Origin of the sequence: Lacticaseibacillus casei DSM 20011 = JCM 1134 = ATCC 393 (genome assembly GCF_000829055.1) — a bacterium.
In the GTDB taxonomy this organism is placed as follows: Bacteria; Bacillota; Bacilli; order Lactobacillales; family Lactobacillaceae; genus Lacticaseibacillus; species Lacticaseibacillus casei.
In genome coordinates, this window is record NZ_AP012544.1 from 403,809 (window position 1) to 422,571 (window position 18,763).

Here is an 18,763-nt window from a genome sequence, read left to right on the forward strand (position 1 = left end):
TTGATTCTAAAATGCGCGAAAGGATGTTTTTTCGTACCATTTATTTCTTTTCCGCCGCCGCCAACGCCTGCGCCAGATCACCAATCAAATCCTGTTGATCTTCCAAGCCGATCGCGATGCGGACATGCTGCGGCGTTAAACCGGAACCTGCGCGTTTTTCTTCCGGTAGTTTGAACCATGGTAGTTTGACTAAGCTGGAGACGGTGCCTAGTGAGTCGGCGAAGTCAAAGACCTTGGTACTGTTGACGAATTTCAGCGGATCAATGTTGTCGGCGAGCTTAATGGACAATAGACCGCTGGCGCCGGTGGTTTCCTGTTGGGCCAGCGCGTAGCCGGGGTCGCTTGGCAGTCCGGGATAGTAGACGTGGGCAACATCGGGGTGCTGGTTTAAAAATTCAGCTACTGCCTGGGCGTTGGCTGTTTCCCGATCAAGGCGAACGGCGAGGGTTGCGATGCCGCGCGACACCAGGCTACAGTCCAGTGGGCTTAAGATGGCGCCGATCGTGTTTTGCAAGAAGGCCAACTTTTCACTGAGGTCAGGGTGGGCGGAGACGACCAGTCCGGCAATTAGGTCGCCGTGGCCGCCAAGGTATTTGGTTGCGCTGTGTAGCACAATGTCAGCACCCAGATCGAGTGGCCACTGGTAATAAGGGGTCAGGAAGGTGTTATCTACAATCGTGGTGAGGTGATGGGCTTTCGCAAGCGCGCTAATGGCCTTCACGCTGCTGACTTTCAGTAGCGGATTGGAAAAGGTTTCAAAGAAGATGGCCTTAGTTTCAGGGCGGATCGCCGCTTCCACCGCCGCCAAGTCGCGCGTGTCGACCGCCGTAAAGGTCAGGCCGTGCTGGGCGAAGTATTGGTTAATCAGCCGATCGGTCCCGCTGCAAAGCGAGTCGCCGATGATGAAGTGACTGCCGTTTGGAAAGATGGCCAACACGGTGGCAATGGCGGCCACACCGCTGGAAAAAGCAAAGCCGGCGTCGCCATTTTCCAATGTTGCAATCTGCCGTTCCAAATATTCGCGGGTCGGGTTGCCACTGCGCGCGTAGTCCCAGTGGGTTTCCTGTCCATCAGGGGCAAACCGGAACATGGCGCTTTGATAAAGCGGCGGCACGATGGCACCAGCCTGATCAGTCTGTAGTTGCGGTCCATGAACTAATTTCGTATTGAATTGAGTCATAAAAACCCGACCTCCCTTTGATGAACATGTTGACTATGTATGGCCGCGAATTTCGAACATTCGCGGCTTGAAAGTTTAAAAGCAATGCTACAAGTTATTTTGTCGTCAAGTCGGCACCGAAGTATTTTTGCGACAACTTCTTCAGAGTGCCGTCTTTGCGAAGTTCTTTGATACCTTTAGAAAGAGCAGCTTGGAGCTTAGGTGATTTCTTGCTGACCATTCCAGCAATGTCGTCGGGCTTTGCTGCGCTGACTTTAAGCGTTTGACTTTTTAGGCCCGCGGTTGAGTTACTCTTGGCATAAGCATACCAAGCAGCGCTGGAGTTAATGGTGCCGTCAGCACGCTTTTCTTTGACGAGGTTTAATGAAACCGTGAAGTCACCTGATGGCGTGATGGTCGCGCCGTACTTTTTCGCTAAGGCGGCGTTAGGGGTGCCAGTACCTTCAACGAATTTCTTGCCCTTGATGTCACTCAGCTGCTTAATTGAAGTATCATCGCTGCGAGTAATCAAGGCATAACGCGAGTACATATACGGTGTCGTGAAGGCATAAACTTTCTTACGTTGTGGCGTTTCGGCAATGTTGTTGAGCACCAAATCGAACTTTTGGCTGCCAAGACCGGCGATCAGGGAATCCCATTGAGTAGGGACGAACTTGGCTTTAACGCCGACTTTTTTGGCTAAAGCCTTGCCGAGCTCAACTTCGAACCCCTGCAGCTTACCGTCTTTGCGATAGGAAAACGGGGCATAGGTTCCTTCAAGACCGATCGTGAGCTCGTTCTTATTAATTAATTCGGTTTTGACGTCACTGTTTTTAGACGTGCTGGACGATCCGCTGCTGCAGGCCGTCAGGGTAAAGGCAACGAGCGCCATGATTGGCAACATGAACCACAACTTTTTCTTCAACATCATATTTCTTCCTTCCATAGATGAGGTTGTGCATTCACCGGCTTCTGCGCCAGTGAACGCGCGATGGTAAACACCTTACAACTGAGTCGACTGCGTGTTTGCCGTATAGCGCGAGGTGACTTTTTCGAGGTAACGCTGACCCCAGGATAAAACGGTGCAGACAATCGCATAGAGCAAGGCAACCAGTGAGTACATCAACAATGGCTGATAGTTCTCGGCCGCAATTTGCTGGCTGACCTGAAACATTTCAACAATGGTGATCGATGCCGCCAAAGAAGTGTCCTTGACGAGACTGATGAAACTATTTGACAGCGGCGGGACCGCGGTTCGCAGCGCCTGAGGGATGATGATTTCCCGCAAAACCAGGCGGTGCGGCAACCCCACAGCGTATGCCGCTTCCCACTGGCCGGAATCGATGGACAAAAGCGCAGCCCGAATCGTTTCCGCACAGTAAGCGCCAGTATTCAGCGAAAAGGTAATGATTCCCGCCACAACCGGATCGAGCTTAATGCCATGCGGGAAAATACCCGGAATGACTAGGCTGGGCAAGCCAAAGAAAACGATAAACAATTGAACCAACAAGGGGGTTGACCGGAAAAGCCAGACGTAAAACGATGCAACGCCCTTAGCGATGCTGATTAACACCCCTTTACGTGCCGAGATCCGTGTCAAGGCGGTGATTAAAGCGATGATGAGGCCAATGGCAAATGAAACAATTGCGATCGGAATGGTGTATTTAATTCCGGCGGCTACCATTTGCGGCACGGCGTCAACGATGATTTTCCACATAATGTTCCTCCTCTTAAGATACATGCCGGTACTTTCCGCTAAATGTCAAGCAGACTGCATGCTCTTAAGCTACTTTTCTTAACGGCATGCTGTAAACGAACGGGCAAATAAAAAAGCATTTCCGCCTCTGTCCATTTTTCATAGACAAGGACGAAAATGTTCCGCGTTACCACCTTGATTAGCCGAACTGATCCGGCTCCCTTTAAGTACAACACACCACCTCATGTGCGAATACCCTGACTCAATAACGGGAGCACCCGTCAGCTGCTTGCGGTGAACGTTCACAACTGAATGCATGAAAAGACCATCTTCGCCAGAACCCGATCATTGTCTTCCACCAAATGACAACTCGCTGCGGATCTTCGCCTGGCTACTCATCTCTCTGCCGCTAAGATATTGACATTACATTAGGCTAAAAAACAGGCGTTGTCAATAGCGGAGAGCGAACTGACGAGACAATTAGATAACGCTTTCGCCGCCTAATCTTCCGGCAAATAGCTTGTAAGACGGGCATTATGCTACCTGCAAAAGCTGGAACAATTGACAACTCCCAACATAAAGACAGACGCAATTTGAATGTTTGAAATTGCGCTTGTCTTTCGTTTCTCCATGAATAATCTTTTTAGATTACTTTTTTATGAACGTAAGCACGTTCTTCTTGTCTGATTTCATGCTTCCCGCCAAAAACGCAATTATGATTGCAATAGCAGAAAGCACAAACTCCAATACTGACCACTTAAAAACCAATGTTAAAACCAACAGTATCACCGCTGCAATTAACAAGATGCCATCTCTGGGGCCTAAGTTAATATAAGGATACATCATCATTGAGTGTCACTTCTTTCATTGCCGACGAAAATGTAAACGCTTGTCAGTCATTCCAACTACGTCATACGCTCATATCTTGTAACTGTCAATAGGTGACTTTGCCATTAAGAACGAGAGCCACCGGACCACGCCGCGCAATCTTTAAGCGAACGTTCTGGCCTTTTGATGCTTCTAACGTCATTAGGGAGCACCATGAGCGTCGAGGCTACTTTCTCTTGATGCTGCAGATTTGGATACGGTGTGTTAACTTGCCAGTCTGTTCTTCGACTCGAAATTGATCAGTTCGATGGCGATCTTGGAAGTTCAGCTCACGCTCTCTAGTCCTAAAGTCCAGTGACTTTATTTCATAAATGCGGTATATTAAATGCGGAGAAGTTATGTAAGATGTTAATGTTTTAGTGGAGGATAAGATGAAAAAGGCATGGGTTTACGGCTTAGCTGCCATGCTTGGCTTGGGTGTATCAACGGTGATTGGTAATCAGGCGTTGACGTTTGCAGCTTCAACGCCACCAGTTGCGGTACAGGCATCAGCACCAAGTTGCAGTAGCACACAACCAAAAGAAGACAGCGTGAAGACAACGCAAGACGCCACCGAAAAGACGACCGATGATCAGCAACCGGTCATCACAGTAGCTGACACGGATGAAACGACTGACAGTAAAGAAAATTCAAAAAGTTCCGTGGTGACTTCCGATAGCCAGGACGACAAAAAGTCATCTACAAGCACCGAAGCAATCAGCGGGGTCTCAGTACCAAGCAGCAAAGTATCGGAAACATCGGCAGACAAGCCAAGCAAGGTTTCCGAAAAAACAGTCAGTTCAACACCGACGATTAAAACCGAGCAGGAAGTCAATTCGCTGGCCAGTCAGTCAGTGACAAAGCCGACAGCAGAAGAGCAAAAGGAACAGGCCGTGGTTGCGGCAGCACAGGCAGCAACTCACGAGCATGACAAAGGTGGCCAGTCGTTACCGGTTGTTTCAAGTGGCATTAATCACTTTGCAACGCCAACATCAAAGCAGAAGCATCCGCGTAATGCTGTCGAACTCATCTGGCAGGCGTTAATCGACACGTTTTCCCAGCGGCAGCAATGTCCAAGTGATGTCAGTGACCGGCTGGTTGTCCATGAACCGACCGACGATCAGGGTATTGTCAAAACATCATTGGCGCTCATGACCAAAGAGCTCCACAAGGCGTTTTCTGTCAAGTCACTAGCGCAGAGTTTTCAAAAGGATATTCTGACACTGGCCAATCGAACAATTAAAGATGTCATCGGCTTACTTAATCAGGTTTTACTGAAGGACCTGATCAATACCGATTATCGGTGAATCTTTGCTAGGCTATATTTATAGAAGAAAACGTATAAAAATAAAGGTACCGATCGCAAAAACGTGATCGGTACCTTTTCATTTGGCGGGGAAATGTCTGATCAAGCAGCTTTTGATTAGCTGGCTTTTGGGATGATCAGCAAGAACGATGCCGTTTAATTTTGTTCAGCTTGAACCTTGGCTAAAGCCGTTGCCCGCCGTGTTTTAACGGTGTGGGCGACCAAGCCGATAACCAGACCGACAGCAGCCGGAACCAACCAGCCCAGACCCATTGCGGCGAATGGCAGGTAATGTAATTGGAAACTGTGTAAAGCCAAGCCAACTGCGCTTTGGCTCACAACTGCCGGGAATGCAGCAAACATTTCCAAAACAGCCGGTACTGCAGTAAAGGCAACGACGACGCGGTAAACGACCGGATCGTGATGGAAGGCTTTGCCGAAAACAGACATGAGGATGAGGACCATTGAGAATGGATATAGGAACATCAACATTGGCACGGACCAAGCGATGATTTGTTCAAGCCCGAAGTTAGCGGTCAAGAAGGACAGAAAACTGGTCAGTGCCAGCCATGCCCGATAGCTCACCTTAGGAAAATGCCGGTGGAAGTCCTGCGCGAATGCGGCGACTAAGCCCACAGCGGTTGTCAGGCAGGTCAGCGTTAGCAAGGTGGCTAAAACAGCGTGGCCAGCGGTACCGAAGTAATAAGTGACCACTTGATTGAAGGCAGTGCCACCTTCAGGACTCAGTTTGAAATGTGCCAGTGACATACTGCCAAGCACGATCAATGCAACGTAGATCAATCCGATAAAACTGGTTGCCATAACGCCGGCTTTAGCGGTTGCTTTGGCGACATGGTCATCATTTTTCAGCCCCAAGCCGCGAACCGCTGTGACAACGGTGACCCCGAATGCCAACGCAGCAAGTGCATCCATCGTGTTATAGCCTTGCAGGAAGCCATTCATGAAGCTGCCGTTTTTGTATGCAGCGGTAACGGTTTGCGCAGCCGGATTGCCCATTGGATGCAGGTAGCCGACGAAGAAGACGAAGAATAAGAGCACTAGAAAAATCGGGTTCAAAACTTTACCGACAGCCGTGGTGATCTTCCGTTCCTTATAGGACAGGAAAAACGCTGCGCCGAAGAACAAGGCGGAGAAAACAAGGAGGCCACCTTGCTGCCAATCTTTTGGCAACATTGGTAAAACGCCGGTGGTGAATGAGACGGTTGCAGTCCGCGGGGTGCCGAACATAGGACCGATCGTTGCGTGGATCAACACCATGAAGACGAGGGCAAAGACGCCACCAAGCGGCCGGCCAATATCATAAACGCCTTCCGCATGCGTGGCGGCGATGGCTAAAACACCTAGTAGCGGCAATGCAACCGCGGTGACCAAAAAGCCCAGCATGGCCGGGAACCAGTTAGCCCCAGCGAGCTGACCGAGGTGCAATGGGAAAATTAGATTGCCGGCACCAAAGAAGAGGCCGAATAAAAGTGATGCAATGACGACATAATCACGGGTTGAAAGTTTCTTTTCAGGTAATTCCATTTGAGTTCCTCCAATAAGTTTAAGTTAGACGTTAATTCATTCATGAGGCGACTAATGTGGGTAATGTCAGATTCCAATTGCATCACATCCTTAATTGGTTTGTTGATCTAGTTGCTACGCGAAAATACGGACAGGTTACGGAGATACAAAAAGTCGCCCTTAGATTTTCTAATATCTAAGGGCGACTTTGCGCGGTACCACCTTAATTCACCAAAGCATAGAGCCTTGGCCTTCATCGCATACGGTCCGTGGACGATATGCTAGCACTGTAATGGGTGCTCCCATGACACGTTACTGAAGGTTCGGTGTCCTGCTTGAAAGGGATCTTCATCATGCCCTGAATGCTTCCTCACACCAACCGAAGCTCGCTGAATCCATGAACATCACTACTTGTCTTTCGCGTTGCATTTGTATTTGATTATGAGTTTAACACGCTTTGCTTCCTTGTCAACAACTAATCTAAATTTAATGTTGCTAGCTGGGTCAGACAAAAACTCGGTGGCATTCAAAATAGTGCTCGGTAAACCTCGTGCGAAACAAAAATTATAATTTTTATATAATGCAACCAATAGATAACTTTGACTAAAGTTCATTAGTGCACAACTTATATTGGTTAACCAACATTCAAAATGACAATCACAAAAAATATTTTTTAATGGGTTCAATAACGCTGATTTGATGAACTGGTTAAAAACAAATTGCTAATGTTTATTATAAACTAACATTAATGTAAATGGCCTGATTTTATAAAAAATAAAATTTCAAAAATTCCGTAATATTGCCCGTCTTACGGGGCTGATTGGCTGATCGTATTGTTTGATTACCGATTCGGCAAGGTGCTATATTGATATTAGTAACACAGGTAAAGAAACTTTTCACAACACCCATGGAGGTAAAATCGATGAGGAAAATTAATTATATTGTAACTGGTATTTCGGCTTTGACGTTGGCAGGTTGTCTGGTACCAACAGGAAGTGTATTTGCTGCAAATGACACAAAGACTTCTGTGGCAGAAGTTAATATCCTTCCTGGTGATATTAACTTGGACAAGGTGCCTGATCTTCACTTTGGCACAATCAACATCAGTCAGATCACGGCAGGCAACGTTGATCTAAAGCTTGATAACAATACGATTGACGCAACAGGTCCGGTTAAAGACGGTACCAATGCCATGGACGGTAATGCTGACGGCGAACTAACTGTGTCTGATAATCTTGGTACCAGTGCAGGTTGGGCTCTGACCGCCCAATTAGGCGATATGAAAGACTCTGCCGGTAGAACGTTGAATGGGTCACTGACACTCAAAACTGCTGACGTCACGACAGATAACCCGACCCTCAATGCCGTTAACCCAACAGCTGGAACGACCCTTGATTTCGGTGGCGGTTCACTTCCGATCTGGAAGGCTGATGCTTTGGCAACCGGCACAAATGGGCAAGGGCAAGGTAAGAACACAGCCTTATTAAAGAAGGGCAGTGAAACGGTTCTTCACCTTCTCAAAGATCCAACAGCAAGCGCCGGCCGATACCAAGCAGCAATTACTTGGACGCTGGCTGATGCACCTTTGTAATTTAGTGTTCAAGCTAAAGGGCGGCGGGGCATCCGCTGTCCTTTTTTGGCAAATTAACGCGTTCGCTGGCGCAGGAGCCTGCGTGTAAGGACCTTGGTCGCAATGGCCTAAGTTCGGGCCATCACGGCCAAGGCCGCTTATACTCCGGCTCCTAAGCGCGCCGGATCACGCTCGGAGAGGGGTAAGCATGAAACGAAAAATTCTATTTGGCCTTATTGCACTGCTGGGCATGTTTTGGCTTGGCAATCTGCATCAGGTTCAGGCGGCTGAAGGCGCAGGTTTCACGATTAGCCCCGCTCTGCCGCAAAACCAGATTGACAAATCCACGTACTTCAATCTGCTAGTCAAGCCAGGCGAAACGCAGCGATTGCTCATTTACGTGAAGAATACGAGCGATCAAGCCAAGAAGCTAAAGGTCAGTCCGGTCAGTGCGTTCACGCAAAATAACGGAACGTTAGGCTACTATCCTAATAATAAAAAGGACAACTCGGCCGAATACACATTTGCCCAGCTGGCAAGTGAGCCGCAGACCATCGACGTTCCAGCCAATGGCCAAGTGCCGGTGACTTTTGATGTCAAAATTCCGGAACAAGGCTTCACGGGCCAAATTCTCGGCAGTTTGTACGTTGAAGACCCGAATGTGCATAAAAGCGGCGGTGGCGGCATGGCGATTAATAACAAATTTGCCATGCTGATCGGGGTGGTGTTGCAAACTTCAGAAACCGAAGTGGCTCCTGATCTTAAGCTGATGCAGGTCAAGCCAGGATTACAGGACAACCAAGCAGGCGTATTAGCGACCATTCAAAACTTTAAGCCGCGACTGTTTGGTGACATGACGTTAGACGGTAAGGTGTACCGGCAGGGATCGAATGAACCTTATTTAACCCGACATGAAAAAGGCTGGTCGTTTGCCCCTAACTCACATTTTGACTATGCCATTTTTACCAAAGAGGCGCTCGCTCCCGGAACCTACACCTTGGATTTGACTGCCAAGGCTGTCGGGAAAACCTGGCATTGGCGCCGTAACTTCACGATTACCCGACAACAGTCGAACGCCATCGAAGAAAAACTAGGCCGGACACCGCAAAAAACGCCTTGGGTATGGATCATCATTGCGATCATCCTTGCTGTGGTGATTCTGATCCTGCTTTGGCTTATTTGGCGGCAACGACAAAAGAGAGGAAGGGAGACTGATGGCGAAAAGAAAGCGTAACTTTTGGTTCATAATGCTCATGATGGTCGGTCTCACGGCAGGCGGAGCCGCAGCTCATAAGGTGCACGCCGAAACATCAGTGGCGCAAGTCGAACTCGTCGGCGAATTGCCGTCAACGGGACCGGATCCGACGCCACCACCGACCCCAAAACCTGATCCAAAACCCGACCCAGGAACCGATCCAAGCGGAAAGCCGAGCGGTGGTGATCCGAGTGATCCGACCGACCCAACCGATCCGGCTGGCGCAACCGATCCATCCAATGCAGGCGATCCGCATGGTGATCAATATGGAAAAGAACAGTCAATTCTGGACTACAGCCGCCTCCCACAAACGGGGGATGCGGTTCAACCATGGCTGATCGTGATCGGCGTCGAAGTTCTGTTGATTGTTATCTTAAGTGCGGTGCTCGTGCATGGACGTTCGCGGCAAGGAGGTAAAAAATGAAGAAAAAGACTTTAATCATGATTTGCCTTGCTGCGGTGTTCAGCATGATGCTTGGTCCGATACAATCCGCGGCGGCGGCAGCTACTTGGCCGGTTCCGAGCACTTATCAGTCACCGGGCGAAGGAAATTTTACGAGTTTGAACGGTGTTTTTTCACCAGTCAGCACGCAATCTCATATGATTTCAAATGGTCCAGATGAAGTTGGTCTTGAGCTGAATGCAAATATAGCAAGTCAGACAGGGAGCATTTGGAGTAACCACCCCTTTGTCGATTTAGATAAAAGCAGTTTTAACGCGCATTTTAGAATCAAGTTAGCCACTGTCTCAAAATTTTTTGGACAATAAAAAACATCAAGAACAGATATCCTGTATCATTGAAGTTCCTACACAAACAATGGAAGAGGATATTGTCTTGATGCAGAAACAGGATAGCACACACCGCCAAAAAGGTCAGCACTTAACATCACTCGAGCGCGGAAAAGTGGCCGGATTCCGCCAAGCTGGGAAGTCCAATCGTTGGATTGCTGCTGAAATTGGCGTCTGCCCGCAGACCATTAATAATGAAATCAAGCGAGGTACAGTAGATCAGGTCAAGAAGAGTAATGGCAAGCGCGTCTACCATCGACAATACCTGCCAGAGGCTGCTCAGGCACGTTACGAGACTGCACGCTTGAGCTGCCATCGTCCTGACAAGTTCGCCAGCGTACAGGTCTTCTTAGCCTGGTACGTACAGCGAGCTAAGCAGGACAAATGGTCGCCGGATGCTTCAATCGGCTATGCCAAGCGACACAAGCTGTTTACTCCTGAAGAGCTTGTTTGTGCCTCGACTTTGTACCAGTACATTGACGACCAACGCCTAGAGATTCGAAATATCGACCTGTTGGAGAAGACTAAGCGGAAGACCTCTCACCAGCACCACACCAAGGCTAAGCGCCTGGCTGGCCGCAGTATCGAGGAACGGCCTAAGGTCGTTGAACGACGCAGGCAGTTCGGTCACTGGGAGATGGATACCATTGTCGGTAAACGCAATGGCAAGGAGAGCGTCATCTTGACTCTGATTGAGCGCAAGACCCGTTGCCAACTTCTCCGCTTGATCGAAGGACGAGATGCAGACTCTGTGAGCTATGCATTGCGTGGAATCAAGCGCGAATGGGGAGCTTGCATCAAGACCATCACAGCCGACAACGGACCCGAGTTCACCGCCTTAAATACTGCTTTTGCTGGGACGGAAACTGAGATCTTCTACGCCCATCCTTACACGTCCTGCGACCGTGGCACCAACGAGGCACATAACCGGATGATCCGCCAGGACTTCCCTAAGGGCATGTCCCTAGATGACATTAGCCCTAGTCAAGTGCAGGCCACGCAAGACCGCTTGAATCAGTTGCCTCGCAAACAACAGGGCTACTGCACACCCCAGCAAAACTTTGAGGCCGAAGCTCGGCGCGTTCGCCGCATGGCCCAGTAGTCTCTCTAGCGCCACAACTTCTATTTGATAACGGCCTGTTCTGGGATTGTCCTCAACGACTGGCTAACTTGTTCTTGCAATTTACGAAAGCAGTTTTAAGTTGGACATGCGAATCTATTTGGGCAACACCACGAGTGGTGCGGATGGACTTGCCTTTGCGCTGGCAGGGGACAGACCAACCGAGACGAAGTCAGGTGGTGCGTCGCTTGGTGTCTGGGGCGTTCCTGAAATGAGTGGGGGAAATCCTACTCAAGTTGCTACGACTGGACTGCCTAACAGTTTTGTGATTGTGGTCGACACAAAGAAAAGTGTGGATCCGCTGAAAAGTGGTATGGATAAAAAAGTTGAATATGGAGGTTGGAACCCATCGAATCAATATATTGGCTCTGGGTACCCTGGCCAACCGAGTATGTATAATATTGGGCTTCCTTTTTGGCAGACCGAACTGGTGTTTAACAATTCACAATTCCCAAATAACGCCAAGGCTTTAAGCAAAAAGATTACGAATGGTTTATGGCAAGACCTGAGCGTAAGCTGGCGTAAAACCAGTACTGGCGGAACCTTGACTTATAGTTTGAGCGGTTCAGATTTAACAACTGTTAACCAGACACTCACATGGACCAATCAACAAATCAATGATATTTTTGGCTATAAGCGCCAGTTGTACCTGGGCTTCACGAGTGCTACCGGTAATGCCTTTGAACCACACGTGGTCGCAATTAAGAGTTTGGCCGATTTTATCACCGTCAATCCTGAGGTCACGTTAAAGCGTGAAGGTCAGGTCGTCGGAGAAACCACGATCCTGCAACCTGGCGATCAATTAACCTATGATTACAATCTTAATGTCGATAATCTTGATGGTAGCCCTTGGCCAATGCCGACAATCACCTTACCAAAAGGCGAGTACTTTGATTATCTGAAAGCTGACGGAAAGCCGGCCCAACCTGGCGACGAGTTGGAAGTGACATTAACCGTTGACGGCGTCGCGGGTCCGAAAGTTAAAGCGATTGTTCAGGGTGATCAAAAGTCAGCCGTCATCACTAACATGCCGGAGTTACCAAAAAATAAAAACACGACGGTAACGTTTAGCTTACCCGCCCAGGTAAAGCTGTATAATCTCTCCGCTAATCAAGCTTTTAGTGATGATGCCGGAATCATCAATGGTGGTTCGCCAGCTAAGGATTACAAGTTGATCAATACGGCTGATAGCTCAAATAAGATTAAGTATGTCCTTGGTGCCCACACCGGCGATCTGTTTTTAACACATGTACCGGGATTCGTTTTCAAGAAGTATGCGGGCGGGTTTAGCGATCCAAGTGTTGCGGATATTATTCGCGGTATCCCCGGAGATAATTCACTGCCATCAAGTCCTGAAGATTTCGAGAAGTGGTTGAACACGCTTAATGGTGGTGGTACCGAGGACTATCTCGAAGTGCTTGATACCCGTCCCGATCAACCGGGGTGGCACCTTCAAATGAAGCTTTCACCGTTTAAACTGGACGGTGGGGATTATGTTCTAGGTGACAACGGTAGTCAAACAGGTGGTGAGGCCGAAATCGTGCTGATAGATTCAAACGGCACCAGTGAAGTTGCACGTGTGAAGGATAACAACGATACAGTGACTGTCAAAAACATGCCAAGTGGGGGCGGTACCTGGCAAATTGGTGATGGTGCGCAACATGCACAAGCTTTAATGACCGTTAAAGGGACACCATCCGTTCGCACTGGGAAATACCACGCAACCGCCACATGGACCCTTGCAGACGCACCGGAATGATGCGTTAACGGACAAACAATTTCCTAAAACCGCAAAAATGAGTTGAACTATTCCGAAAATAAGAATATGATATGGACAATTCTTATTTTTAAATGTTGATTTGTCAGGATTGCGGTTATAGAGGGGTCTGCTAATGAAAAAACATTTCACACGTTCTCATTTACTGCCGGTTGTTGTTTTGGGCACACTGGCCTTCTTGCTAGAGCTGCCCATTCACGTTTTGATTGCCAGCTTTACCGGCTTCCTTTAGTCGATACTGGTTCTGGTCAATCAACGAATAAAAAAGAGATGCTGAAAGTTTCGGGATTTTCCCTAGACTTTTAGCATCTCTTTTTGATGTTCAGGACTTAGACTTTTGCCAAAGCTGGTGAATCAGCCGTTTTTGAATACCCTGAATTTTTTTGAACGGCAGCGCCTGCAACAAGGTGTTCAAGACAATGAGGATGCCGCCGAGCCATTCTGCCGGACCAAAGGCGATGTGTAGGCGGGTGACGGCGAGCGTGGTGGCGGTTAACGGTTCGAACGCGCTTAACATGCCGGTTGCCACGGGTGAAATGTAGTTGAGGCTGCCGAGTACCAGCAGATAAGCGAGCATGGTGCCGAAGATGACGACAAACCCAATTGCGCCTAGATCTGGCAGCGTGAGCATCGGGTTAGGATGCAGCACGTACTGAGGCAAAAATGGCAAGCTGCCGAGCAACATGGACCAGCCCGTGACGGCGCGCGCATCATATTTGGCCAGCAAGGTTCGCGGCAGCAACGTATAAAGCGCCTGACTCACGCCGGCCATAATTCCCCAGAAGACAGCGGCAGGGGCGAGCTGCAAACTGGTGAGATGGCCGCGCGTGACAAGTAAATAGGTGCCGATCAGGGCTAAGGTGATGCTGATAAAATCGATCCGCCGCGGCATTTGCCGGGTTGTCAGCGCCATGTAAAGCAAAATAAACACCGGCCCTAAAAACTGCAAAATCGTCGCAGTTGCAGCATTGCCGGCATTAATGGCAAGAAAATAAGTCAACTGGGATGGCACCATGCCGAAGAAGGCAAAAAAAATCATAAGACCAGCATCCCGCCGATTTTTCCAAAGGGCCAAAAACGATTGCGGATCGCGCACGGCACTCCACAATACAAGTAGCAACCCGGCGAAAAAGAGCCGAATGCCCACGAGCCAAAGCGGTTTAACCCCGGAATTGGTAAAAAGTGTTTGCGTAAAAATACCGCTGGCACCCCAAAAAATGGCACCCACAACGGCAAATGTAACGCCTTTTATTTTTCGATTCGAATCGTTCGTAAGATGAGCTTCAGTGCGCGGCATAGCAGTATTCCTTTCAAATTAAGACATCCAGACTACTATACGCAAAAAGAACCTGATTGGCTAGTTCGTGTTATTTTGATCAAACTTGCCACACGTGCATGGAAGCTTGCCGGCATTTTGCTCGATCAATCAAAATCGCCCCTAAAGACAAATTTCGTCTTACGGGGCGATTTCAGAATGATGTTCATTTTTGGAATGTTAAGTGGTTATTCTGGCTCAGTGTTGATTCTTAATTCGTAACGGAGATTGGTGCGGTAAAAGTGCCCTAGCAGCAAGCCAAACGTCAAACCTAAGAGTGTCAAAGCCAGTGGGAAAATCCAGCCGGAAAGAAAGCCGCCAACGAAAATAACTATGGCTCCGATGATCATGCCGCCGATGATGCTGATCATACCGATCGAACCGCCGTGCACGTTGGCGTTAGCTGAATAAACGCTGGCAAATGGAAACTGTCCGCCAACCATTGGCCAGCCCATAATTAACGTGATGCCATAGATGAGAACGATGATGGCAACGCCAGCCAGAAAAGCATCCAAGCCGCCAATAGCGGTCGTGACGATCGTAATCAACACCAGTGGCAACAGGAATAAGCGGGCAAACATTGCCTTTACGACACCACGCAGTAATAATCCGTGTGTGGTAAATGGCACATATTGAAAAATCGCCATGGCTTGTGGTTGGCTTGAAAACCGCAGATTAACCAGCGCCGGTGCCAACGCGACAACGATTCCGATACCGGCATAAGCAACATAATGGCTCGCGTTTGTAAAACTCATCTGGCGCAACTCATTGCTGACGATGACCAATGGCAAAATCAACCCATAAGCCAGCTGTGGATAAACGCGCAGCTTGTAGTCGCGTTCATTACCTAAAACGCGCCAACCTAAAGTGAAATAAGTCCGCTCTTCGCCTGGCCGCGTCATTAAGGCGCTGATGCCACGGAACCACCAACCGAGTTTACGAGTTCGATCGTTGCCTTGGTTTAATTTTTCCAAATAGGTTTCAAACGAACCGGAGAAGTGGAGGAAAATCAGGGTCAAGACAATTGGCATCACAATGCTTAAGCCAGCCAATGTCATACTTAAGGCGGTGACTTGTCCAGCAAACATCATCGGCAAGCCGGCAAACCATGCAGGGAAGGCCGGTATAAAAATCCAGTTAAATGAATCACTAAGAGACAAACCAAAAAATGACATCGAGTGCGGCAGTAAATTAGGTAATTGGCTGCCAACATAGATCCCGATCATTAGTAAAATCTGCACCAGATTCAACATGTTTCGCAAACGCTCGCCATCAAAGAATCGCAAAACCAGCAGGTAAACAAACAATGCCATCATCAGACTCAACACGCCGCTAAACACCAGCGCAATTAAGCCGCCAAGCGCTACCACTGGCCCATAATGCAAGCCGCTGATGATGATTCCCGGGCCACCCACGGCGAGCAGCGTCATCCCCAGATAGTAGCAAATGTTTAGAAGACGGGCAAAACTAAGCGTACGGTCATTGACGCCGCGTGCAGCAAAGACCGTGCGATCACGTGGATCCAGGATCAGGCTGGAGTAAGTGGTTAAAATGACTAGGAAACTGTTTAGAAGCTGGATCGTCATGAACATGGTAAAAGTTGTCAGGATGGAGGTAGGGATAAGCAGCACCAAACCTAAAATGGCGCCAACCAAAGCGTTCCACAAGAAAGCAGTTTTGAGGCGTGTTTCCTTCCGGCGTCTGTTGCTCCTAAACATGCTGCCTAGGCCGTTTGTTTCACGGGCAGCTAGCAAGCCTTTACTAGCAAGAATCAGCCGTAGTTGGTCAAACTGAATGCCGCGTTTTTCCAACGTTGGGCGGAGACGCGTCAACCAGCCAAACGCTTTTGGTAACGGCAGAGCGGCTGAATCAGTTGTTTCAGAAACATCAGGAGTTTTTTTTTTAAGCAAGTTCATGCGAGTCACCGCCTGTCACAATATCCACGAAGCTCTGGGCTTTTTGACCATGTTCCGCAAAACCGGTCAGATCATTGAAGAGCTGCTGCAAATTGGTGTCGGCTTCCTTGGCAATGGCTTTGAATGGCCCATCTGCCACCACTGTTCCGGCGTTTAAAACGATGATCCGATCCGACAGTTTTTGGACGACATCAAGAATATGGCTGGAATAGAAGATCGTTTTGCCTTGATCGCGCAAGTCCTGAAGCACTTCTTCAATGACCAACACGGTGTTGGCATCAAGCCCGTTCAATGGTTCATCCCAGAATAAAATGTCCGGATTGTGCAGCAAACTGGCAATGATCAGAATCAGTTGCCGCATCCCTTTTGAATAGGACGAAATCCGGCGATCAAAAGCGTCGCGTAAGTTGACCAGTTCCGCCAGCGCGAAGGCCTTTTGCTCGGCATCGGCGGCGCTCAAGCCGTAAAGTTGGCCAATGAGGCTCAAATATTCCCGCGCCGTTAACGCGTCGAAAACATCGGCACTTTCCGGGACATAGCCGATTCGCCGTTTGTAACTGGGATCTTTAGGGCTAATCGGTTGGCCGAATAATTCGAGTGTGCCATCATCTGGCTCAAGCAGGCCGAGCATCATTTTAACCGTTGTACTTTTACCAGCACCGTTGGGACCGATGTAACCAACGATACTGCCAGGGGTGATTGAGAAGTTGAGATCTTTCAATACTTCTTTGGGTCCGAAACTCTTCCGAATGTGACTGAGGGTCACGATGGGTTCTGTCATAAAAATGGCCTCCTCTTGACCGAGTTGTCTACATGCTGTGATGCGCTGATTATGACAGAAAAGATTATTGTTGTATAGGGAAATGCTTGTTGTATAACGCCGCTAAAAAGGCCCATAAAAAAACACCAAGCGTTCTGCTTAGTGTTAAACTAGTCTGCTGTTCGCCGGACTAGTCCAAAAGAAATCGTAATAAAAAAACGAAAGAATTTGTTCAGCCCGTAAACCGTTTGAAGAGCGGACGAAGGATAAAATACAATATCGGCACGATAAAGGCAGTTGCAATTGAGTTGATGACAGTTGCCGGAAGACTTAAAAAGGCGCCGACAATCGCAGTTTTAAAGATCGTCCCAACCATGAGTGCTTCAACGATGCCAGTGAGATAAGAGGTAACGATTTTCGTTAATCCGGCAACGATGCCAATGATAATGATGTTGCGCGGCTGATCGTCGTGCTTAAACGCCTTGACAAGCGCACTGACAACGACTGCCATCACGATCGCTTCCAAGACCGTCAGCCAAGATGTGGCGGCATAGCCGTTCAGCAAGTCGAACCCACCCAAGCCAATCGCAGCTGCTAAGCCGCCTAGCCGCCCGCCTAAGAAGAGAATGGCCAGCACCATCAAGGGATTGCCAAAGTGAATAAACGGCCGACCAACCATGGCCGGAATCGGAATGCGCAATAGTGAAATCCCAATATAAATAATTGCGGCGAATAAGCCGGTGAAAATGATGTTTTTCAAAGTGTTATGCGATGTTTGCATGTTTTACCCTCCAAAGATGAGCGTGAGCCCGCGCGGTTAGAAGCCGGCAGCACGCTAGCGTATTTGTATGATCTAAGGCAGTTGCTTACTCAATGCCGGGATAACCCCAGCGAGATTTAACCCATATTTTGGATCAGCATCAGCGGCTAGCGTAGCTTTGATCGCCAAGCGCGCGGCTACCATGGCAGTTGCTGCCGCTTGCCGCAAGCGCTGGCCTTTCAGCAAGCCAGTTGCCAAGGCCGCAGCGAAAAGATCGCCAGTGCCAAAATAATGCCCGGGTTCTTTTGGCTGGGCCAGTGCCAGCGTTTCTCCAGACGTATCTATCCCGACAACGGCAATCTGCTTATGGAACGGGACCCCAGTGATTAAAACCGCATTGTGGAACTGGGCATGCAGCCGCTTGGCCAAGGCCATGACGGCTGATGGTTCCGTCAGTGATACCAATGCTTCGTCTAAAAGCAGTTGTGCTTCGGTGACGTTTGGCGTCAAGACCGTTGCGCGGTAGGCTAACTGCTGCAACGTTTCGACGTAGGCGGCATCAAAACCTTTATAAAGCTTGCCGTCATCTGCCATAACCGGATCGATCAGAACCAGCGGCGCGGAAAATTTTGGCAGCCAGCGTTGCCATTGAAGCGCGGCATTTTGGCCAAGATAGCCGAGATAAATGCCGTCGGGTTGCAGTTGCAGCCGTTGCCAATGGGTCAGAATTCCTGACATCTCGGAACTCAGGTCAAGATAAGTATTAGCGCCCAGACCGCCAGTGTGACTTGACAGTAAGGCGGTCGGCAACACATACGGCGTCAACCCCAGACCGGCCGCTAACGGCAAAGCTACGCCCATGGAAACCTGGCCGACACCGCATAAATCCTGACTAATGATCAGACTTTTCGTGTTCAAAGTATGAATCCTTTCTAAAAGTATAGGTGCT

17 protein-coding genes and 2 other annotated features are annotated in these 18,763 nt (G+C 48.9%); of the genes, 7 read left to right on the plus strand and 10 right to left on the minus strand.

Going from position 1 to position 18,763, the window contains the following annotated elements; translation table 11 throughout:
- Positions 1-40 precede the first annotated feature (40 nt).
- The 4 genes from LBCZ_RS01990 to LBCZ_RS16290 all read right to left on the minus strand — a co-directional run bounded on the left by LBCZ_RS01990 (position 41) and on the right by LBCZ_RS16290 (position 3,704).
- Complete coding sequence (locus LBCZ_RS01990) at positions 41-1,180, minus strand: trans-sulfuration enzyme family protein (RefSeq protein ID WP_025013756.1); 1,140 nt, start codon at positions 1,178-1,180, stop codon at positions 41-43.
- Positions 1,181-1,274: 94 nt separating this feature from the next.
- Complete coding sequence (locus LBCZ_RS01995; RefSeq protein ID WP_025013757.1) at positions 1,275-2,087, minus strand: transporter substrate-binding domain-containing protein; 813 nt, start codon at positions 2,085-2,087, stop codon at positions 1,275-1,277.
- Between the two features lie 75 nt (positions 2,088-2,162).
- Entirely contained in the window at positions 2,163-2,876 is a 714-nt protein-coding gene (locus LBCZ_RS02000; protein ID WP_039639589.1) for an amino acid ABC transporter permease, read from the minus strand.
- A 143-nt stretch (positions 2,877-3,019) separates the two neighbouring features.
- Positions 3,020-3,273: a binding site (T-box leader), on the minus strand.
- Positions 3,274-3,503: 230 nt separating this feature from the next.
- The gene (locus LBCZ_RS16290) at positions 3,504-3,704 is read right to left on the minus strand and encodes a hypothetical protein (RefSeq protein WP_025013758.1); all 201 of its coding nucleotides are present in this window, start codon (positions 3,702-3,704) and stop codon (positions 3,504-3,506) included.
- Positions 3,705-4,114: 410 nt separating this feature from the next.
- Between LBCZ_RS16290 and LBCZ_RS02010 the strand changes: the two genes are divergently transcribed.
- Positions 4,115-5,029: a hypothetical protein gene (locus tag LBCZ_RS02010; RefSeq protein ID WP_025013759.1), complete on the plus strand. Its 915-nt coding sequence runs from the start codon at positions 4,115-4,117 to the stop codon at positions 5,027-5,029.
- A 155-nt stretch (positions 5,030-5,184) separates the two neighbouring features.
- On the opposite strand, the gene brnQ is transcribed toward LBCZ_RS02010, so the two are convergent.
- Positions 5,185-6,573, minus strand: a complete 1,389-nt coding sequence (brnQ, locus tag LBCZ_RS02015; RefSeq protein WP_039639586.1) for a branched-chain amino acid transport system II carrier protein — start codon at positions 6,571-6,573, stop codon at positions 5,185-5,187.
- A 174-nt stretch (positions 6,574-6,747) separates the two neighbouring features.
- Positions 6,748-6,985, minus strand: a binding site (T-box leader).
- 489 nt (positions 6,986-7,474) lie between these two features.
- Here brnQ and LBCZ_RS02020 point away from each other — a divergent pair.
- The 6 genes from LBCZ_RS02020 (at position 7,475) to LBCZ_RS02045 (ending at position 13,045) form a co-directional block, all read left to right on the plus strand.
- Positions 7,475-8,143, plus strand: coding sequence for a WxL domain-containing protein (locus LBCZ_RS02020; RefSeq protein WP_025013760.1), 669 nt, complete (start codon positions 7,475-7,477; stop codon positions 8,141-8,143).
- Between the two features lie 187 nt (positions 8,144-8,330).
- The gene (locus tag LBCZ_RS02025) at positions 8,331-9,356 is read left to right on the plus strand and encodes a WxLIP family cell surface protein (RefSeq protein WP_025013761.1); all 1,026 of its coding nucleotides are present in this window, start codon (positions 8,331-8,333) and stop codon (positions 9,354-9,356) included.
- Positions 9,337-9,801, plus strand: coding sequence for an LPXTG cell wall anchor domain-containing protein (locus LBCZ_RS02030; protein ID WP_025013762.1), 465 nt, complete (start codon positions 9,337-9,339; stop codon positions 9,799-9,801). Before LBCZ_RS02025 ends, LBCZ_RS02030 begins: the two co-directional genes overlap by 20 nt.
- Entirely contained in the window at positions 9,798-10,145 is a 348-nt protein-coding gene (locus LBCZ_RS02035) for an L-type lectin family protein (protein WP_070098473.1), read from the plus strand. The genes LBCZ_RS02030 and LBCZ_RS02035 overlap by 4 nt, the downstream gene beginning before the upstream one ends.
- A gap of 70 nt (positions 10,146-10,215) precedes the next feature.
- Positions 10,216-11,268 (plus strand): IS30 family transposase, encoded by a 1,053-nt coding sequence (locus tag LBCZ_RS02040; protein ID WP_010620018.1) that lies wholly within the window; start codon positions 10,216-10,218, stop codon positions 11,266-11,268.
- A 106-nt stretch (positions 11,269-11,374) separates the two neighbouring features.
- Complete coding sequence (locus LBCZ_RS02045; protein WP_025012784.1) at positions 11,375-13,045, plus strand: WxL domain-containing protein; 1,671 nt, start codon at positions 11,375-11,377, stop codon at positions 13,043-13,045.
- A 340-nt stretch (positions 13,046-13,385) separates the two neighbouring features.
- Here the strand turns inward: LBCZ_RS02045 and LBCZ_RS02050 are convergent, their stop codons facing one another.
- From LBCZ_RS02050 to LBCZ_RS02070, 5 genes are all read right to left on the minus strand, one after another.
- The gene (locus LBCZ_RS02050) at positions 13,386-14,360 is read right to left on the minus strand and encodes an EamA family transporter (RefSeq protein ID WP_025012783.1); all 975 of its coding nucleotides are present in this window, start codon (positions 14,358-14,360) and stop codon (positions 13,386-13,388) included.
- A gap of 206 nt (positions 14,361-14,566) precedes the next feature.
- Entirely contained in the window at positions 14,567-16,294 is a 1,728-nt protein-coding gene (locus LBCZ_RS02055) for a hypothetical protein (RefSeq protein WP_039639583.1), read from the minus strand.
- On the minus strand, positions 16,281-17,075 hold the full coding sequence (locus LBCZ_RS02060; protein WP_025012782.1) for an ABC transporter ATP-binding protein: 795 nt from the start codon (positions 17,073-17,075) through the stop codon (positions 16,281-16,283). The genes LBCZ_RS02055 and LBCZ_RS02060 overlap by 14 nt, the downstream gene beginning before the upstream one ends.
- Before the next feature lie 211 nt (positions 17,076-17,286).
- Positions 17,287-17,835: an ECF transporter S component gene (locus tag LBCZ_RS02065; protein WP_025012781.1), complete on the minus strand. Its 549-nt coding sequence runs from the start codon at positions 17,833-17,835 to the stop codon at positions 17,287-17,289.
- 72 nt (positions 17,836-17,907) lie between these two features.
- Entirely contained in the window at positions 17,908-18,732 is an 825-nt protein-coding gene (locus LBCZ_RS02070) for a PfkB family carbohydrate kinase (RefSeq protein ID WP_025012780.1), read from the minus strand.
- Positions 18,733-18,763: the final 31 nt, after the last annotated feature.